The 16,389-nt window shown below is 43.1% G+C and carries 19 protein-coding genes; 5 read left to right on the top strand and 14 right to left on the bottom strand.

Annotated elements, in window-relative coordinates:
• A partial coding sequence (locus tag C6Y02_RS19200) for an IS3 family transposase (RefSeq protein WP_133257282.1) occupies positions 1-87 on the top strand: 87 nt, incomplete at its 5' end.
• 62 nt (positions 88-149) lie between these two features.
• Here the strand turns inward: C6Y02_RS19200 and C6Y02_RS18995 are convergent.
• The 5 genes from C6Y02_RS18995 to C6Y02_RS18975 form a co-directional block, all read right to left on the bottom strand.
• Positions 150-1,010, bottom strand: coding sequence for an alpha/beta fold hydrolase (locus tag C6Y02_RS18995; protein WP_106031968.1), 861 nt, complete (start codon positions 1,008-1,010; stop codon positions 150-152).
• 243 nt (positions 1,011-1,253) lie between these two features.
• Positions 1,254-1,592 carry a DUF4288 domain-containing protein gene (locus C6Y02_RS18990; protein WP_034664284.1) on the bottom strand — a complete coding sequence of 113 codons (339 nt, stop codon included), beginning with the start codon at positions 1,590-1,592 and terminating at the stop codon, positions 1,254-1,256.
• Positions 1,593-1,722: 130 nt separating this feature from the next.
• Positions 1,723-2,088, bottom strand: a complete 366-nt coding sequence (locus C6Y02_RS18985; protein WP_058015219.1) for a VOC family protein — start codon at positions 2,086-2,088, stop codon at positions 1,723-1,725.
• Positions 2,089-2,189: 101 nt separating this feature from the next.
• Complete coding sequence (locus tag C6Y02_RS18980) at positions 2,190-3,572, bottom strand: amino acid permease (RefSeq protein ID WP_106031967.1); 1,383 nt, start codon at positions 3,570-3,572, stop codon at positions 2,190-2,192.
• Positions 3,573-3,638: 66 nt separating this feature from the next.
• A complete protein-coding gene (locus C6Y02_RS18975) occupies positions 3,639-5,147 on the bottom strand; it encodes a class I adenylate-forming enzyme family protein (RefSeq protein WP_060595460.1) in 1,509 nt (502 codons plus the stop codon).
• Positions 5,148-5,409: 262 nt separating this feature from the next.
• Between C6Y02_RS18975 and C6Y02_RS18970 the strand changes: the two genes are divergently transcribed.
• A complete protein-coding gene (locus C6Y02_RS18970) occupies positions 5,410-5,847 on the top strand; it encodes a MarR family winged helix-turn-helix transcriptional regulator (RefSeq protein WP_060595459.1) in 438 nt (145 codons plus the stop codon).
• Positions 5,848-6,039: 192 nt separating this feature from the next.
• Here C6Y02_RS18970 and C6Y02_RS18965 read toward each other — a convergent pair whose 3' ends face one another.
• The 4 genes from C6Y02_RS18965 to C6Y02_RS18950 form a co-directional block, all read right to left on the bottom strand.
• Positions 6,040-7,173: a zinc-dependent alcohol dehydrogenase gene (locus C6Y02_RS18965; protein ID WP_106031966.1), complete on the bottom strand. Its 1,134-nt coding sequence runs from the start codon at positions 7,171-7,173 to the stop codon at positions 6,040-6,042.
• Between the two features lie 162 nt (positions 7,174-7,335).
• Complete coding sequence (locus C6Y02_RS18960; RefSeq protein WP_034664300.1) at positions 7,336-8,358, bottom strand: quercetin 2,3-dioxygenase; 1,023 nt, start codon at positions 8,356-8,358, stop codon at positions 7,336-7,338.
• An 80-nt stretch (positions 8,359-8,438) separates the two neighbouring features.
• A complete protein-coding gene (locus tag C6Y02_RS18955) occupies positions 8,439-9,002 on the bottom strand; it encodes a TetR/AcrR family transcriptional regulator (RefSeq protein ID WP_034664477.1) in 564 nt (187 codons plus the stop codon).
• Positions 9,003-9,039: 37 nt separating this feature from the next.
• Positions 9,040-10,521, bottom strand: a complete 1,482-nt coding sequence (locus C6Y02_RS18950) for an amidase (protein ID WP_034664479.1) — start codon at positions 10,519-10,521, stop codon at positions 9,040-9,042.
• Between the two features lie 168 nt (positions 10,522-10,689).
• On the opposite strand from C6Y02_RS18950, the gene C6Y02_RS18945 reads away from it, so the two are divergent.
• Complete coding sequence (locus tag C6Y02_RS18945) at positions 10,690-12,321, top strand: S8 family peptidase (RefSeq protein WP_034664303.1); 1,632 nt, start codon at positions 10,690-10,692, stop codon at positions 12,319-12,321.
• A gap of 40 nt (positions 12,322-12,361) precedes the next feature.
• Here the strand turns inward: C6Y02_RS18945 and C6Y02_RS18940 are convergent, their stop codons facing one another.
• A complete protein-coding gene (locus tag C6Y02_RS18940; protein ID WP_106031965.1) occupies positions 12,362-12,901 on the bottom strand; it encodes a ribonuclease FAU-1 family protein in 540 nt (179 codons plus the stop codon).
• A gap of 113 nt (positions 12,902-13,014) precedes the next feature.
• Between C6Y02_RS18940 and C6Y02_RS18935 the strand changes: the two genes are divergently transcribed.
• Complete coding sequence (locus C6Y02_RS18935; protein ID WP_106031964.1) at positions 13,015-13,227, top strand: hypothetical protein; 213 nt, start codon at positions 13,015-13,017, stop codon at positions 13,225-13,227.
• Between the two features lie 42 nt (positions 13,228-13,269).
• Here C6Y02_RS18935 and C6Y02_RS18930 read toward each other — a convergent pair whose 3' ends face one another.
• On the bottom strand, positions 13,270-13,818 hold the full coding sequence (locus C6Y02_RS18930) for a GNAT family N-acetyltransferase (protein ID WP_034664306.1): 549 nt from the start codon (positions 13,816-13,818) through the stop codon (positions 13,270-13,272).
• A 213-nt stretch (positions 13,819-14,031) separates the two neighbouring features.
• Here C6Y02_RS18930 and C6Y02_RS18925 point away from each other — a divergent pair, with 213 nt between their 5' ends.
• Positions 14,032-15,249, top strand: coding sequence for a multidrug effflux MFS transporter (locus tag C6Y02_RS18925; RefSeq protein ID WP_034664307.1), 1,218 nt, complete (start codon positions 14,032-14,034; stop codon positions 15,247-15,249).
• Positions 15,250-15,280: 31 nt separating this feature from the next.
• Here C6Y02_RS18925 and C6Y02_RS19400 read toward each other — a convergent pair whose 3' ends face one another.
• The 3 genes from C6Y02_RS19400 to C6Y02_RS18915 are packed head-to-tail and all read right to left on the bottom strand — an operon-like array spanning position 15,281 to position 16,336.
• Positions 15,281-15,442, bottom strand: coding sequence for a hypothetical protein (locus tag C6Y02_RS19400; protein WP_164847186.1), 162 nt, complete (start codon positions 15,440-15,442; stop codon positions 15,281-15,283).
• A complete protein-coding gene (locus C6Y02_RS18920) occupies positions 15,439-16,026 on the bottom strand; it encodes a DUF1700 domain-containing protein (RefSeq protein WP_034664308.1) in 588 nt (195 codons plus the stop codon). Before C6Y02_RS18920 ends, C6Y02_RS19400 begins: the two co-directional genes overlap by 4 nt.
• On the bottom strand, positions 16,019-16,336 hold the full coding sequence (locus C6Y02_RS18915; RefSeq protein ID WP_034664309.1) for a PadR family transcriptional regulator: 318 nt from the start codon (positions 16,334-16,336) through the stop codon (positions 16,019-16,021). Before C6Y02_RS18915 ends, C6Y02_RS18920 begins: the two co-directional genes overlap by 8 nt.
• Between the last annotated feature and the right edge of the window lie 53 nt (positions 16,337-16,389).

Raw genomic sequence — 16,389 nt, 5'->3', positions numbered from 1 at the left:
GAATACATTTATTATTATAACAACATTCGTATTCAAACGAAACTAAACAACCAATCACCGATAAACTATCGGCAATTGGCTGTATAAAGGTGTTTTGATCCCTGTCTCAAAAACGGGGGTCAGTCCCCCTCTGATCAGAGCTTTTTTCTTTAGTTCAAAAATTCGAGTATGAGTTTGTTCACCACTTCTGGCTTTTCATGATTGATCCAATGAGAAGCATCATCGACAAAAATCAGCTGACCATTTGGGCAAATCTTCATCGATTCCTTCGCCAGCTTTCTGCTTAAAAACTTGTCCTCCATCCCCCAGATCATGCGAACAGGAACTAAAATGCGTTTAGATATCGGCTTTTCAAAGCCGCCTTTTTTGATGGCGCGGTACCAATTCAGCATTGAGGTCATGGCACCTGGCTGCGTCCAAGCCAGCTTATATCTTGATACATCTTCTTTTGTAAATAGGTGTGGTCGTGCAGACAGCCCAATGGCTTCATCCAGCCGTTGGTAGTGATTTTCCTGAAGTGCTGCCTCTGGCACATTCGGAAGCTGAAAGAAAGCGATATAGGAGCTTTTCTTCCACTGCGGGGGATAAAACGGAAGAACCTTCATCATGACCCGCGGATGCGGCATGTTGACAATGATTAATTTCTCTACATATTGAGAACGTGTGGATGCCAAATGCCAAGCAACAGCTCCTCCCCAATCATGACCTCCCACAATCGCCTTTTGATTCGGACTAAGCGTCTTAATCAGCCCTACGATATCATCTCTCAGTTGATCTAATACGTAGGATTCGATTCCTTCCGGCTTATCACTTAAATGGTAGCCCCTTTGATCAGGAACGACGACACGATAGCCTGCCTCAGCCAGGGGCATGATTTGGTTCTTCCAGCCGTACCAGAACTCAGGAAACCCGTGCAGCAGTACAAGCAGCGGGCCATCCTCAGGTCCAGCCATTGCTGTGTGAAGTGTTACACCATTTGTTTGGATCGATTGAAATTCAATTTGCTCCATCCCTTCGCCACCCTTCTCCTTGTTCTTTTATTCTTCCAACATAGCATATTTTCCATTTTTCAGAAAATAAAAACACTCCCAAAAAAACCTTCACAATAGTGAAGGTCTTAGAATTTTGACCAAGGATCCTTGAACAGCGAATTGGTGCCTTATTGCGAAAGAAACAGAGAAGATATGTATTTGTGCTAAATGACTAAATAACTAAAAAAGCAGACTCTAATCAGTCTGCTTTTTTTACGATTTTTATTTATCTAGAGAATATTTTTCTATTGCTTCTTTTGGAGATATTTCTTCATCAAATGAAAGATAACGACAATACACTTCACTTAAGTGAAGTGGTTCTTCTTCTAAATTGTCTACAAGTTCAAATATATCTAGGATTGCTACTAATTTTTTTGTTGTTTGTCCGTAATCCCCATTTCCAAATGTTTCTTCTGGAAAACTTTTTTCTATAATTTTTTTAACTTCATCTTGATCTTTTGCTTTGATTAATACGATTCTTTCTTCAAATATCTTATCAGGTCTAACTTTGGGAGACGGTATGGATTCAAACAATAATTTTGCTGAAAAGAGATCATACATAGATTTATCACCTGGATATTCAATAGATTTAAGGTAAATATAAGGGAATTGTTTTTTGAGGTTGCTGTGTCCACAATCATTTTTTATTTTTATATCATTGCATGATCTTTATTTAGCTCTTTGTCTTCATCTATTTCATATAATTCAGCACCCAGATCAACCCATTTTTGCGGTCCTGTACTTGTCCGTGAAGTGCGCCAAAGAACGTATCCTGTAATTCGACCAGTACATCTCCATCAGCTTCTAGCGCTTCATATACAGCCTTTAGTTCTTCTTCATTGTCAAACTGCATAATCAATCTGAGATGTTCGGGCTTTGGTGTGCGGCCAAACGTATCTGAAAAGTGAAGCAATGATTCTCCAAGGTGAAGTTCCGCATGCAGCACACGGTCTTGATGTTCATTTAAAATATGAATATCTCCGCCAAAAATTCCTTGATAATATTGAAGAGATTCCTTCACATCGTCTACCACAATATAAGGACTAACGCTAATCATACCCTTCATCCTCCTCTTGTTTCCGTCCATCTTCTCTTTTATAGCTTATCCCAAATCGTATGAAAAAAGGCACAAATCGTCAACGGATTTGCACCTTTTTCTCATGAAGATTTCGCTAATTCACTATGTTTGTTTGAATACGCTGCGTACATGACGACACCGATTAACAGCCAAACTCCAAAGTAAAGCCACGTCCGGCCTGGTAAGTTGAGCATAAGGAACAAGCAGCAGCCCATTGAGATAATCGGCAAGACCGGCACAAATGGAACCCGGAATCCCCTCTCAAGCTGCTGATGTGTCTTTCTCAAAATGAGCACAGATAAACTCACCATTGCAAACGTCAATAAAGCACCGATATTCGCTAAATTCGACAAGTCCTTTAAATCAATAAACCCTGAAATAACAGCTGTCATGCCGCCAATCATCCATATGCTTGCAACAGGCGTATCGCTTTTGTTTGTTTTCGAAAACACTTTAGGCAAAAGACCGTCTCGGCCCATCGCATAGGCAATTCGAGTTGCTGCATAATTATTGGCGAAAATCACAGCCATCAATCCAATGACCGCACCGACAGAAATAATACCGGCTACGCTATTTTGATGTACACTTTGCAGCACATAGGACATAGCCTCTGTGACATTCAGTTTTGTATAGTGCACCATACCTGTCATGATCAAACAAACGACAATGTAAATGATCGTGCAAATGAGTAATGAGCCAATAATGCCAATTGGCAGATTCCGCTGCGGATTTTTCACCTCTTCCGCAGAAGCAGAAATCGCATCAAATCCTAAAAAGGCAAAAAATACAGCAGCAGCACCGGCAATGACGCCTTCTGCACCAAATGGCATGAACGGCTGCCAATTGGATGGCTGTACATAAAACCCGCCTACTACAATGAAAAGAACAATAATACCGAGTTTCACAAACACCATGATATTATTGAATTTTTTACTTTCCTTCGTTCCTCTAGATAAGATCCACGCAATCAGTAAGGCAATGATAATGGCTGGCAGATTCATATATCCGCCTTGTTCTGGCCCCGCTAAAAATTGATGGGGAATCGAAATGCCAAACCCCTCAAGCAAGCTGTTGAAATAACTCGACCAGCCACTGGCGACAGCTGAAGCAGTCAGCATATAAACGGACAATAAAGTCCATCCCATTAGATGCCCGACAAGCTCACCCATCGTTGTATATGAATAAATGTATGCACTGCCGAATACAGGCAGCGCTGAAGCCATTTCTGCATAGCAAAGTGCTGCCAAACTGCACACAATCGCTGCAATGGCAAAGGAGAAAATGACAGCCGGTCCTGCATCCTTAGCCGCTGTAATTCCGGTTAACACCATGACCCCCGTGCCGATCACTGCCCCTATACCAAGGAGCGTGAGATCGAGCCCGCCCAGCGTTCTCTTTACCTTTTGCTGCCTGCTCTGTTCTAACAAATCGTGAATGTGTTTCTTACGAAGAATATGTCGCAAACCCTTTCCCTCCAAAACGTTAGAAAAACAAAAAATCATTCAAATTTCATTATAGCAGAATAGGTACTACGCATTCACAACCAATTCACGTAAATCTTTCTTCATGATTTTACCAAGCTTGTTTTTTGGCAGCTCCTGTGTGAAATGAATGGAGGGCACTTTGTAATCTGCCAAACGTTCCTGGCAATAGTTCACCACATCTTCTTCGGAGAAATCGGAGGATTCGTCTTTTACGATATACGCACTTGGCACTTCCCCATATAATTCGTCCGGTACCCCGATGACAGCTGACTCAATCACACCTGGAATTTGTTCAATAATCTCTTCTACTTGGTCAGGATAGATATTATCCCCGCCGTACAGAATCACATCTTTGTATCTGCCTGTGATGAAAAGAAAACCGTCTTTATCTAGATAGCCTGCATCCCCCATATGGAACCAGCCATCTTTCAGCACCTTCTCAGTAGCGTCAGGCTGATGATAGTAGCCTAGGAAATAAAATGGGCTTCTCATGACGACTTCGCCAATTTCTCCAGCTGGCAGTGTCTCCTCTGTCTCAGGATGTACGATTTTCACATCTACATCCGCATCCACTTTACCGGCAGAGCCCATTTTATCCTCACCCATCGCTGGATGCCACGCACTGACAATCCATGCTTCCGTACTTCCATAGCCATGCATCATCTGAATGCCTGCTTCTTTGTAATCTTTAATTAAGCGTACCGGCACCTTCGTACCGCCAGAAATCGCAATTTCAAAAGATGAGAGATCGTACGACCCGCGTTTCATTTCTTCTAGCATGTACGTGTAAGCTGATGGGAAAGCCATCATGAACGTAATTCTTTCTTTCTCAATCGTTTCTAAAATGCGTTTCGGTGTTGCATCATGTAAGAAGACAAGCGTATACCCTTCAATCGCAGCTGCGATCAGATGATTAATTGAACTCATATGATACAGCGGATGACTCGCCAAGTACCGTTTTCCTTTCAGATCAAATCCTCGATTCCCATGTCTTGTTAAAAATTGATAAATTCGTCCATGCCCGACCATACAGCCCTTTGGATTGCCCGTTGTTCCAGAAGTGAATAAAATCATCGCTAAATCCTCTTCTGATACCTCATCAGCAAGATGACTTCCATCATTTGAAGCCAAAATGTCTTCAAACAGCTGGGTTGTTTTCGCATTGGCACCGGATTCCACCATCAGACAATCTTCTAAAGACACATTCACTGCCGCAATGATGTCACGGAATTCACGGTCAAAAAATAAAGCCTTTGGCTCTGCTTTTTTCAAAATACCTTCCAGCTCAAAAGAAGTAAGCTGCCAGCTAAGCGGAACTGCGACTGCACCTGCTTTGATGGCTGCCAGCATAATCGTTGAAAAGTGATGATGGTTTTGACAAATAAAGCAAACGCGGTCTCCTTTTCGAATCCCCTTTTGATATAAGTAATGAGCGAGCTGGTCAATGCGTTTTGCATATTCTTCAAATGTATAAGACACACCCCCGCCAGTTACCGCTTCAATTTGTGAAGAGCGTTCCATTCTGTCGTTAAGTAATGCCTGTAAAGTATTCAATATCTTCATCTCCAAACGTTTAATTTACAATAGCCAATTTCCAGTGAATGGGGTTGGCAGATTTTATCTCATTCACATTCTAAAATAAAACCAGCTGAAAGTAAAATCATTTCATTTTGGAATTGTTCTTTATATTAATTGATAATATAGGTAATTTTATAGCCGTCTTCCATTTTGGTTTAAATGATGATAACTATTATGATAAGATAGACCTAGTAATTGATCGGAAAATGCGAACGCAATAGGAAAAGAGGTATGGAGAATGCAACATTTCGAGCTAGAGGCAAGTTTATTAGACCATGCGCTGACAAAGTATTTAAAGGCGACGAAGCAAATAGATGAAGAGAACATCCCGAAAAACGTCACGAATGTGAAAGGGTTTATTTTACGCATCATTTATCGCCATCAATCATGTACTGTGAAAAATATTCTGCAGGAAGTTTCATTATCTCCCTCTGCAACAACAACCGCTCTCAATCACTTAGAAGATGAAGGGCTGATTATCCGCTCTCGAAATAATAATGACCGCCGTACTGTATGGATTACACTCTCTGAATCAGGTGAACAAATCGCAAAACAAATGATCGACAACCGCCAGCTGCTTGTCAATCAGCTGTTCAACCATCTTTCAGAAGAAGATAAAAAAACATTTTTTGAATTAATCGAAAAAATGATGGACGAGCACACATTAAAGGCTTAGGAATACTCCTAAGCCTTTAAATTTTTTGACAAAGGGCTAAAATGCCCTTTGTCTTCTTTTCAGCGTGATAGAAAACCTTTGCAGCCCTAGGAAGGACGAGTACCGGAGCGGAGCGAATTTACATTCGTAAGCACCGGCACGCAGGACTGACACCGAATGCGAGGGTTTGTCTACATGCTGAGGGCCTTCTTTTTATGGCTTTAAGATGACCTTTATACAATCATCCTGTTTTTCGTTAAATATGTGATACGCATGAGCGGCATCATCTAATGGCAATTGATGTGTGATGATCGCTCTAGGATCAATTTCACCAGTTGTCACTTTTTGATAGAGCTTTGACATGTAGCCTCTCGCCGGAGCCTGTCCCATTTTCAGGGTGACGTTTCTTGCGAAAAAGGCACCTAATGGGAACATATTGTATAGGCCGCCGTACACACCAGTCATCTGCACTGTCCCACATTTGCGGACGGCTTTTGTGGCAATTTGAATGGGTCCAATCGTTCCGCCTTGCAGCTTGAGTTTCTGCTCAATTTTTTCAAGCGGTGACTTCTTCCCGTCCATTCCCACACAATCGATCACAACATCGGCTCCACCCTTGGTGAGCTCCTTTAACGTTTCTCCCATGTCGGGATCTTCTGTAAAATCAAATACTTCTACGCCGCTCATCCGTTTTGCATGTCGCAGACGGTAATCAATGTAATCGACCGCAATCACACGTTCTGCCCCTTTTTGCCATGCAAATTGCTGCGCCATTAACCCAACAGGTCCACAGCCTAACACAATGACCGTATCACCTTTTTTCACACCTGCGTGCTCCACGCTCCAATAGGCAGTTGGAAGAACATCCGATAAGAACAGTAATTGTTCATCCTCCAGCTCACAATCATCTGGGATCTTAAACGGGGTGTAATTTCCAAAAGGCACGCGTAAATACTCTGCCTGTCCTCCAGGATAATTCCCATATTTCTCACTATATCCAAAAAGCCCACCCGAATCGTAGTGCGGGTTTGAGTTGTCGCATTGACTTTCTAAATGATGATGACAATATTGGCATTGACCACATGCAACGGTAAATGGAATAACGACACGATCTCCCTTTTTTACTACCGTGACATCCGGTCCAACTTCCTCCACAATCCCCATTGGCTCATGCACAATCACATAGCCGATTGGAAGCGGGAAGTTCCCCTGATACAAATGTAAATCAGATCCACAAATTGCTGTTGATGTAATTCGTATGATCACATCTTCCCGATCTTGAATAGATGGCGCATCTACTTTCTTCACTGCAATGCTATTTTTCCCTTGGTAAGTAACAGCTCTCACATGCATTTCCTCCTTTAGCGAAAATCATCTGTACATAGCTTCACCTTGAATGAATGGTTCATTCATCAAATGAGAGATTTATAAGGAGGAGCCAAAAAATAAGAAAGGCCCGTCGATAGGTTCGACAGGCGCTTATTCAATCATGTGTAACGCGTTACATATTTATCCTTTTTCGACAAAAACCAAATCATATTGAGATGAAGTCTCTCGATCGATCATCAAGTTCCCTTCTTGAATAAAATAAGGACATATACTCGGGCTTTGTGATTCTTCAAACTGCTCATACAACTGCTCAATCTTTCCAGGGAGCAGTAAAAGCAAAAATTTATTAGAATGGGAAACGAATTCATAAGAATGAATCGTATCCGGCGGTATATAGGCAAAATCACCCGGCATCAGGCAAATATCCTCTCCGTTCAATTGAAGGTTCATTTTTCCTTCAACGCAATAGAGTGCTTCTGTATGTACTTGATGATAATGTGGAGGAAAATACTTTCCCTTCGCGCCTTCAATCACAAAATGGCTGAACCCGCCTCCAGTTGTTTCTGTTGTTGCGATCAGCTCATGAAGCTGACCATCCACGATATATTGCTTCCCTTCACCAGCCTCTAATACATAGGGCTGCACCGCCTGAGGGAGCTGACTATGAAATAAAACGGAGGGCTTGGTTGTATTTGATAGCTGCCGGATACCATGCATCAATATGAGATCGCTTTCTTTTTCAGCTTGTTCAAAGCTGGCTGCATCGAAAGCATGATCAGTCATCAGCCATTCGTTCTGCTGAAGCCTCTTCCCAATTTGCTGATAGACATCTGTCATTTGTCCGCCCAACGTATATGAAATAAACCTTGTTTTGTGACTATGCATTCTGTAGCCATGAATCGTTTTAGGCGGGATATGAATATAATCGAAGGCTGTGACCATATATTTTTTACCGTCCAGTATCACTTCAAGCTTTCCTTCCAGCACGAAAATGGTTTCAAATAAGTGCTCATGACAATGAAGTGGAAAATAAGCCCCTTTCCCACCTGTGATTAAGACAAGCTCAAACAGCTGATTCGTTTGATTTGCTTCTGCCAGCACATGAACAAGCTGATTTTCAAGCCCATACAGCTTCCCTGAACCAGACACGGTATAAAAATAGGTATCTTCGGATTGCTTGATTGATTGCGGTTGCTCCGACATCCCATCACTCCTCATGACTAATTGACTATCTTTATTATATAGACCAATTGATATAATAGATAGACAATATGCGAGAGATTTTACTCTTCTCGCATAAATAAGTGTCTAAGGTAACACTTTACGTGTTCTAACGGGGTCGTTTGTTTGAGTGCTGTGGTCATCGATAGACCCCCAATCACCATTGAATGAAGGAGAGAAGCCAGCTCATCCGCTTTGTTTTCTTCATATCCGCTGTTCATTAGCTTTTCTTTCACAAGCTCTTGCCAGCGGATCATTTCTTGTTTGCATGCAGCATGAAGCTGCGTATGTTCTGGCTTGGATTCTGCCGCCAGCAAGACAATCGGAATCCCTCTTTCACTTTCTTGCTCCATAAATCCCCGAATGATGTTTGTCATAAAACGGTCGATGGCGATATAAGGGTCATCCGAATAGGCAAAACTTTCTTCAATTCGATCGATGACCTTTTGACTAATATATTCAACGGCTGCTATGGCTAGCTCTTCTTTTCCGTTTGGAAAGTAATAATAAAGAGATCCTTTAGGCGTGCCGCTCTCTCTAATGATTTGATTCAATCCTGTCGCATGATACCCCTGTTTTCGTAAAAGAAGTGCAGCCGTTTGAATGATTCTGTCCTTCGTACTCACGTGTGACACTCCTTTCCCTCCATAGACAAATGTCGTTTCAACGTATGATTTGATTTGTTCCTTTCCAAATCGAGGATGTCTCCATTTCTGCTGCAAGCCGAAGCAGCCAGTCCTCTTTTCCCTTTGGTGCTGTCACCTGTACCCCTAAAGGCATGCCCGCTTCAGTGAGATGAACAGGAACACTCATAGAAGGCTGACCCGTTAAGTTGGCAAGCTGTGTAAATGGTGTGTAGGTCAGACTCTTTAAGAACATGTCATAAATGAGATCCTGCTGCGCTTGCATTGAGAGGGATGACACACGTAAAAGTTCAGTGATTTCCTCTTTCGAATGCATCAGCTCACCAATCCTTGGAGCTGAATAGGCAGTAGCTGGTGTCACAAAAAGATCGTACGTTTGATGAAATGATGCCATTTGTGCAGCCGCCATATCCCACGCATCAAGACTTTCTGTATAAGCAGCAGCGGTCACATTCTTGCCAGCCTCCGCCAGCACCCATGCGACGATGTCCGTTTCCTCCGGATTGACTGGACGTCCTAATGAACGAGCCAAGGACGTGAATAATGCAGACATTTCTCCGCTGTTCATGACGTAGTATTGCTGCATCAGATGGATCCCGTCAATTGCCGGCTTCGCTTCTTCTACTTGGTGCCCTTGGTCACTCAGCCATTTCACTGTTTGCTGAACCGCCTGCTTCGCTTCCTCACTAACCTTCGTACCTACTGGAGATTCTATACTGTAAGCAATTCGCATAGAAGATGTACGTTTCACTAGATCTTCTTGATAGCTGCCGTCGTATAACGGCGTTTGGAAAGCCGCTTCAGGCTGAATGACTTGAAGCAGATCAAGAAGGGCTGCACTGTCCCGCACTGTTTTTGTGAGTGTAAAATCAATGGAAGCCCCTTGCCACTGCCTTCCTGCGCCTGGTCCTACTGGCGTTCTTCCTCTCGTTGGCTTGAGACCGAACAAACCTGTAAAGGATGCTGGAATCCGAATGGACCCACCGCCATCACTTGCTCCACCAGCCGGTACGATGCCGCTTGCAACAGCTGCTGCCGTCCCGCCGCTTGAACCGCCAGGGGAATAGTCAGGATGCCAAGGGTTCCTCGTTGGACCATGTAAAGAAGGTTCTGTTACATTCCTTAAACCGAATTCTGGTGTGTTTGTATGCCCCATCATGAGAAATCCAGCCTGCTTCAATCGATGGACAAAGTGGGAGTCCGTTTTTGCCTTTACATCCTTTAACAATGCAGCACCTGCTGTCAGCGGTTCATTTTCCATCCCTTGCGATATATTTTTCAGTACAAATGGAACGCCCGCAAACGGCTGATTCGTATGTAATGTCTTGATTTCTTTTAATACTTGATCTTGTCTTGTCTGAATCACCGCATTTAGTTCAGGATTGACCTCATTCAATCTAGCAAATGCAGCCTGTACAAGCTCGTCTGGCGTTACCTGCTTATTCCGTACAAGTGCTGCCAAGCCAGTCGCATCATACGTCATATACTCTTTTACGTTCATCAGCATGTCCTACTTTCTCTTATTATGATCTCTCTATTGTCTACTAGATTTGTATGAATTTCAATTTCAGGTTACTTGTAAAAAAACTTTCTGACAAACAATATGATTCTTCTAACCATCCTTCTCATTTCTCCGATATAATAGAGAAAAAAAGACGGAGGTCATCGTATGCAAGGGGCTATCGCCTTGAAAAAGAAAATCGTCGTAGTCATCGCGTTTCTTCTTGCGTTGACAACTGCCTTGCCTTACCATTCGCAGGCAGCTGCACCGCCAAAAGAAACAGATGTCATTATCGTCTATAAAAACCAAAAAGGAAAGCAAACGGCTATTGAAGAAAGTGAAAAAGTGAACGCACAGTACATACATCTTCCCGCTGTCGCTGTGACAGCAGATGAACAAGCCGTCACTTCACTCAAAAAAGACCCAAACATTGCATATGTGTCAAAAAACGTAAAGGTCAAACTCGCTTCTTCTACCATGAAAAAAACTGCTGCCGCTACGAATCAGGATGCATTGGTTCAAAAATCTTACAACCTGCAAAAGCTGAATGTAAAGAAAGCGATCAAAGAAGGCGTCACAGGTAAAAATGTGAAAGTAGCCGTTTTAGATACTGGTATTTTTCCACATGAGGATTTAAAGGTATCGGGCGGTAAATCATTTGTGAACTACACATCTTCCTATAAAGATGATGAAGGACACGGCACACATGTCGCGGGCACGATTGGTGCGATCAATAACGATTACGGCACAGTCGGCGTCGCTTCTGGCGCGAAGCTGTATGCTGTGAAAGTGTTAGATAAAAAGGGAGAAGGCGACCTGTACAGTCTGCTTCGAGGCATCGATTGGGCCATTAGCAATAAGATGGATATTATGAATTTAAGTCTAGGTTTTGAAGACAATATCCCCATCTTGCGTTCAGCAGTGGATGAAGCATACAAAAAAGGACTGCTTGTGGTCGCTGCAAGCGGAAATGATGGGAAGAAGAATCATATCAGCTACCCTGCCGCTTACAATAGCGTCATTGCTGTTTCCGCAACCACTGACAAAGACAAACTCGCGTCTATCTCAAATACAGGGAAAGGCATCGAATTTTCTGCCCCTGGCGAGAACGTCATCAGCACTTATTTAAAAAATGAATATTGGTATGCAACGGGTACATCACAAGCTGCACCGCATGTCACAGGGATGCTGGCGCTGTTGAAGCAGCTTCATCCGAAGAAAACAAATGCACAGCTTCGCACCTTATTGCGCAGCTATACAGTGGATCTTGGCGCAAAAGGAAAGGATCCACAATTCGGCTATGGCCGCGTGCAATATGTACCGCAATCCACCTTTTTAAAGGCTGCGACCAGCGCTGTCAAAAAAGCCGAAACATCTAAAAAGCAGGCAGATGTCAATCAAGCCAAAACGAGAATTGGCCGACTCACTGCAAGTAAACAAAAAACAGCACTCACCGAACGGGTGAAAAAGGTACAAGGAACCATTGATATCCGTTCCGCACGTTCAAAGGTTCAAACAGCCGAAAAAAACAAAACACAAGGCGCCATTAAAAGCGCCCAAACGGCTATCAAAAAGCTAAACAAAGGCAAAGAAAAAACAAGCCTGCAAAACCGGCTCGACAAAGTCAAAAAACAGGTCGCCTATCAAAAGAAAGTGACAGACGCCAAACAAAAGGTGAAAAAAGCGGAAGCCAAACGGACAAAGAAAACAAAAGCAGCGGCTCAAACCGCTGTCAAACAGCTAAAAGCTTCCAAAACGAAAACCAACTTACAGAAACGATTAAACCGTATCAAGGTTTGACAGAAAAAAACGATTCCTCGCCTGAAAGGAATCGTTTTTTCTATTTCAACATCGGCTCAAACAAGCTGTGATGATATTTTCCTTCGGCATCTGCCCTCACTTGATCGAGTATGCTTTCTAACGAAGCCATCACACCCTCTAATGCCCGGCGCACTGAACCTTGTTCAAAAGCCGCTAAACTCTCCGGCAATTCATCTTCATCCAACACAAAGAAATGACCATTCGGCAGAACGAGAAGATCAATAATGAGGTCTTCAAATATGACCAGCTGGCCGTTGAACCATGTATTCCCCACAATATTAAAATAAGACCCAAGTTCCTTCCCTTGATCATCCCTCCAGAAGTAAATATTGTAAGGTCGATCCTTCCAATAATAGGCGGTCGTATAGCTCCCTTTTGGAATGGTCAGAGCACCATCACCTGCCCTCATCGTAAACCTGTCTTCGATCTTGTGAAACAGCACAGCCTGCTGCTCCTGTGCGTCTAACAGCTGACAAGTATATTCCACGACCTTCTGATCGTATTTGATTTTTCTCTCGATTACTTCATCCCAACGATCCGCATGTAGCGAAAACAACATGTCACAACTCCCTCTGCATCTAGTTTCTCTCTTTCCAGTATACACCGATTTTTTTTGAAGAAATAAAGGGTTGCTGCATTTACTTATGGAAGACCTATGATGAGATGAAATAAATGAACGGAATCACGATTCTTGAAAACCTTACAGAGCTTGGACAAATCATCCTCTTTTTATGGAGCTATGCCTTTTATTGGCGGCTGGTGAAAACGAAGAGAGAACGAAAGCTGTCCCTTTACGAACGCGTGTTAAAATTCTTTGTCATGTTCGGTTTAATTTCGTGGGGGGGGGGTATCATATCGGGCGCTTGTACTGTGGGCGTAAATTGAAAAAAGGAAGAGCTGTCCCTGAAGGACTTGCTCTTCCTTTTATTACGAGTGAAGTGATGAACCAGCCGGCTGTTCTTTTTGGATAACATATTGATAGCTCTTGACATGCGTCCCATTTTGATTCACAAATTCTTTATCTAGTGCACGCTCAAAGCCCATTCTTTCATATAGACGAATGGCAGCCTGCATTTTATCAGATGTATGAAGATACAGGACATTTTCGCCCCATGATTGCGTAAGTTCAATACTTTTACGTAATAATGACTCTGCAATTCCTTTTCCCCTAACATCGGGATCTACTCCTAAAAACCGGACGATGGCTGATGTAATGCCCATTTCGGGTTTGTCATACGCTTGCTCTGATGACCGGAACATTTGAAGCGTCCCCACGACCTTGCCTTCAAGCTCCGCCACAAGCATCAGCTCCATGTTCGGATTATCTACAGCTGCTGCAAGCGCAGCAGAATAATTTTGCCAGCCTTCCTCTGTAAATTGAGGCTCATACTGTGAATAGGATTTGATTAGTACATGCCTGACCGCTTCATGATCTTCTTTGACTGCTTGACGAATGATCAGCTCTTGCTGCTTCATGTCAGCACCTCCTGTTGTTTATTGCTAGATATACGTATCATGCAAATACTGCATGTCGATGACCTTGTTCTTTTCTCTACTCATTCAATGTAAAGAGTCTCATTCGAAAGATCAATCATTTTGCACGGAATCATCTTTGAACATTTCCATTGAAAAGGAACGCTTGATTCATTATGCTGTTTTGAGGAAGTATACGAGGAGTGTAGTGATCATATGAGTTCTTTATCTTATCCCCAAGAATCGAAAAAAAATCGATTTCTCCTTGCTGCATTGCTTGGGTCTTTAACAGCCCTTGCACCGCTTGCAATGGATATGTATTTACCTGCTTTGCCTAATATTGCGCGTGATTTTGAAGCAAGCACGGCTTTGTCCCAATTAAGTCTTATGGCTTGTCTTATTGGACTGGCGCTTGGACAGCTGATTGCAGGTCCTATTAGTGATACGATCGGCAGAAGAAAACCGCTGATGATCGGCTTAATCATTTTTATAGCCTCATCACTTTTATGTACGGTGGTCACATCGATTTGGATGTTCATCCTCTTAAGATTGATTCAAGGGCTCGCTGGTTCAGCTGGCATTGTCATTGCACGAGCCATTGTGCGAGATCATTATGAAGGATCAGAAATGACGAAATTCTTTGCACTGCTGATGTTGGTCAACGGGGTTGCTCCGGCAGCGGCACCTATTGTGGGCGGACAGATTTTACGCTTTACAACATGGCAGGGTGTATTTGTTCTACTAGGAATTCTCGGGGCCTTGATGCTGCTGAGATCCATTTTTTCACTACAAGAAAGTTTACCTGTGGAGCGCAGACAGACTGGGGGCTTTCAACAGATTGTTGGTGCCATGAAAATTTTAGCGAGTGATCGTCTCTTTGTTGGGTATGCCCTCTCGCAGGGTCTTGTATTCGCAGCGATGTTTGCCTATATTTCTGGCTCACCGTTTGTACTCCAGGATCTTTTCCACCTTTCTCCACAAGGATTTAGTGCTGCCTTTGCGGTGAATAGTCTTGGCATCATCACGGCTGGACAAGTATTTGCCCGTGTCGCTGTAAAAATCGGCGAAGAGAAAGTTCTTCGCATTGGATTGCTGACAGCTGCCTTAGGCGGCGTCTCCTTATTTTTGATGATCTCCATTGATGCAGGGTTGTATGGCATTCTCATTCCATTGTTTTTTGTTGTCTCAAGCGTCGGAATTGTCGGTACGTCCGCGCCGTCTCTTGCGATGCAGCATCACGGAGCGCATGCAGGAAGTGCAGCTGCCCTCATCGGGGTGGCACAAATGCTGCTAGGCGCATGCATGACACCTCTTGTCGGACTAGCGGGAAGCCAAACAGCCTTTCCAATGGGCCTGATCATTATGCTTTGTGACCTAGGTGCACTTTGCTGTTATTTCTTCTTTGTGGCCCGAGCAACAAAAAGACCCGCATAAGCGGGTTTTTTTAGTTCATTATAGCGCGTTGCTACCAATTGATGGTGCGGAACACGTTGTTCTCTTTTTTTGTGTGATATGCGTCTGGATCAAAACCTGATAGCCCAAACCCAATCGCCGTTACAATGCCTCCTACAACTGTGAAGATCATGCCCCATTTAAAGCATTGCTTTTTGAATTCATTCACGTTCATATTCTCACGACCTTCTTTCTAAACATTCCCATGAATGCCTTAGTGGTTTGAACAGTCATTTGCACAAATAACTTTGTCAAATACACCGTGGCAATTCCGCATAATAATCCGACACCTAATAGAAGAATACCCACTCCAACCTGCGTCACCACCACATGCAAACCGTCCTGAAAAATAAATGGAGAACCAATGATGCTCCAAAAACCTCCGAGCAGACCAGTGAGCGTCAATGCACCTGTGACGAGCGGAACGCACCAAACCACCATATAGACAGAAAGAATCAGCAGAATGACCGTTGCTAAAATACTTCCCCATAACGGAAAGCCCAAAATGAGAATGGAAAGCCTTGTAGCTTTTTCTCCGAACGTCGGCACCTGAGCAGTTTTGATTCCTTGTTCCTTCATAATCCCCTCAGCGATGATTGAAGGCTGACCCACTTGATGAACAGCTTCCTGTTCGCTGTAGCCATCTTCCTGATAATCCTCGATCATTTCATCGTAATATTCGATGAACCGATCACTTTCTTTTTCGCCTAGACGATGCAGGTGCTTCTCTAAGCTGGCTAAAAATTCTTTTTTATTCATTGCCCTGTCCTCCAGAAATAAAGTCGTAAATCGCCATCACTTGATCCCATTCCGCTAAAAACTGCGCCATATGCTCACGGCCGCTATTTGTCATTCGGTAGTACTTTCTTAATCGACTGTTATGTTCCTGGGAATAGGTCTCCACATAGTTGTTTTGCTCTAACCGCTTTAATATCGGATATAATGTCGATTCTGAAATCTCAATACAATGGGACATATCTTTAATAATTTGATAACCATAGGAATCGCCTTTCTTTAATACCGCCAGTACACAGAATTCCAGCAAACCTTTTTTTAATTGTGCATTCATGATTACAACTCCTAACCATTTATACTATACAATACATAGTATAATGTGACAAG

Origin of the sequence: Bacillus sp. NMCC4, assembly GCF_002998555.1 — a bacterium.
Taxonomy (GTDB): domain Bacteria; phylum Bacillota; class Bacilli; order Bacillales; family Bacillaceae; genus Bacillus.
Note: the sequence above shows the minus strand (reverse complement) of the source record. Positions and strands in the feature narration are given on the sequence as shown.

What these genes read in the sequence shown, in the direction of transcription:
- C6Y02_RS18995 (WP_106031968.1), bottom strand. Translation starts at nt 1,010, where the DNA reads ATGGAGCAAATTGAATTTCAATCGATCCAAACAAATGGTGTAACACTT.
- C6Y02_RS18990 (WP_034664284.1), bottom strand. Translation starts at nt 1,592, where the DNA reads ATGTATGATCTCTTTTCAGCAAAATTATTGTTTGAATCCATACCGTCT.
- C6Y02_RS18985 (WP_058015219.1), bottom strand. Translation starts at nt 2,088, where the DNA reads ATGATTAGCGTTAGTCCTTATATTGTGGTAGACGATGTGAAGGAATCT.
- C6Y02_RS18970 (WP_060595459.1), top strand. Translation starts at nt 5,410, where the DNA reads ATGCAACATTTCGAGCTAGAGGCAAGTTTATTAGACCATGCGCTGACA.
- C6Y02_RS18960 (WP_034664300.1), bottom strand. Translation starts at nt 8,358, where the DNA reads ATGTCGGAGCAACCGCAATCAATCAAGCAATCCGAAGATACCTATTTT.
- C6Y02_RS18950 (WP_034664479.1), bottom strand. Translation starts at nt 10,521, where the DNA reads ATGAACGTAAAAGAGTATATGACGTATGATGCGACTGGCTTGGCAGCA.
- C6Y02_RS18945 (WP_034664303.1), top strand. Translation starts at nt 10,690, where the DNA reads ATGCAAGGGGCTATCGCCTTGAAAAAGAAAATCGTCGTAGTCATCGCG.
- C6Y02_RS18940 (WP_106031965.1), bottom strand. Translation starts at nt 12,901, where the DNA reads ATGTTGTTTTCGCTACATGCGGATCGTTGGGATGAAGTAATCGAGAGA.
- C6Y02_RS18935 (WP_106031964.1), top strand. Translation starts at nt 13,015, where the DNA reads ATGAACGGAATCACGATTCTTGAAAACCTTACAGAGCTTGGACAAATC.
- C6Y02_RS18930 (WP_034664306.1), bottom strand. Translation starts at nt 13,818, where the DNA reads ATGAAGCAGCAAGAGCTGATCATTCGTCAAGCAGTCAAAGAAGATCAT.
- C6Y02_RS18925 (WP_034664307.1), top strand. Translation starts at nt 14,032, where the DNA reads ATGAGTTCTTTATCTTATCCCCAAGAATCGAAAAAAAATCGATTTCTC.
- C6Y02_RS19400 (WP_164847186.1), bottom strand. Translation starts at nt 15,442, where the DNA reads ATGAACGTGAATGAATTCAAAAAGCAATGCTTTAAATGGGGCATGATC.
- C6Y02_RS18920 (WP_034664308.1), bottom strand. Translation starts at nt 16,026, where the DNA reads ATGAATAAAAAAGAATTTTTAGCCAGCTTAGAGAAGCACCTGCATCGT.
- C6Y02_RS18915 (WP_034664309.1), bottom strand. Translation starts at nt 16,336, where the DNA reads ATGAATGCACAATTAAAAAAAGGTTTGCTGGAATTCTGTGTACTGGCG.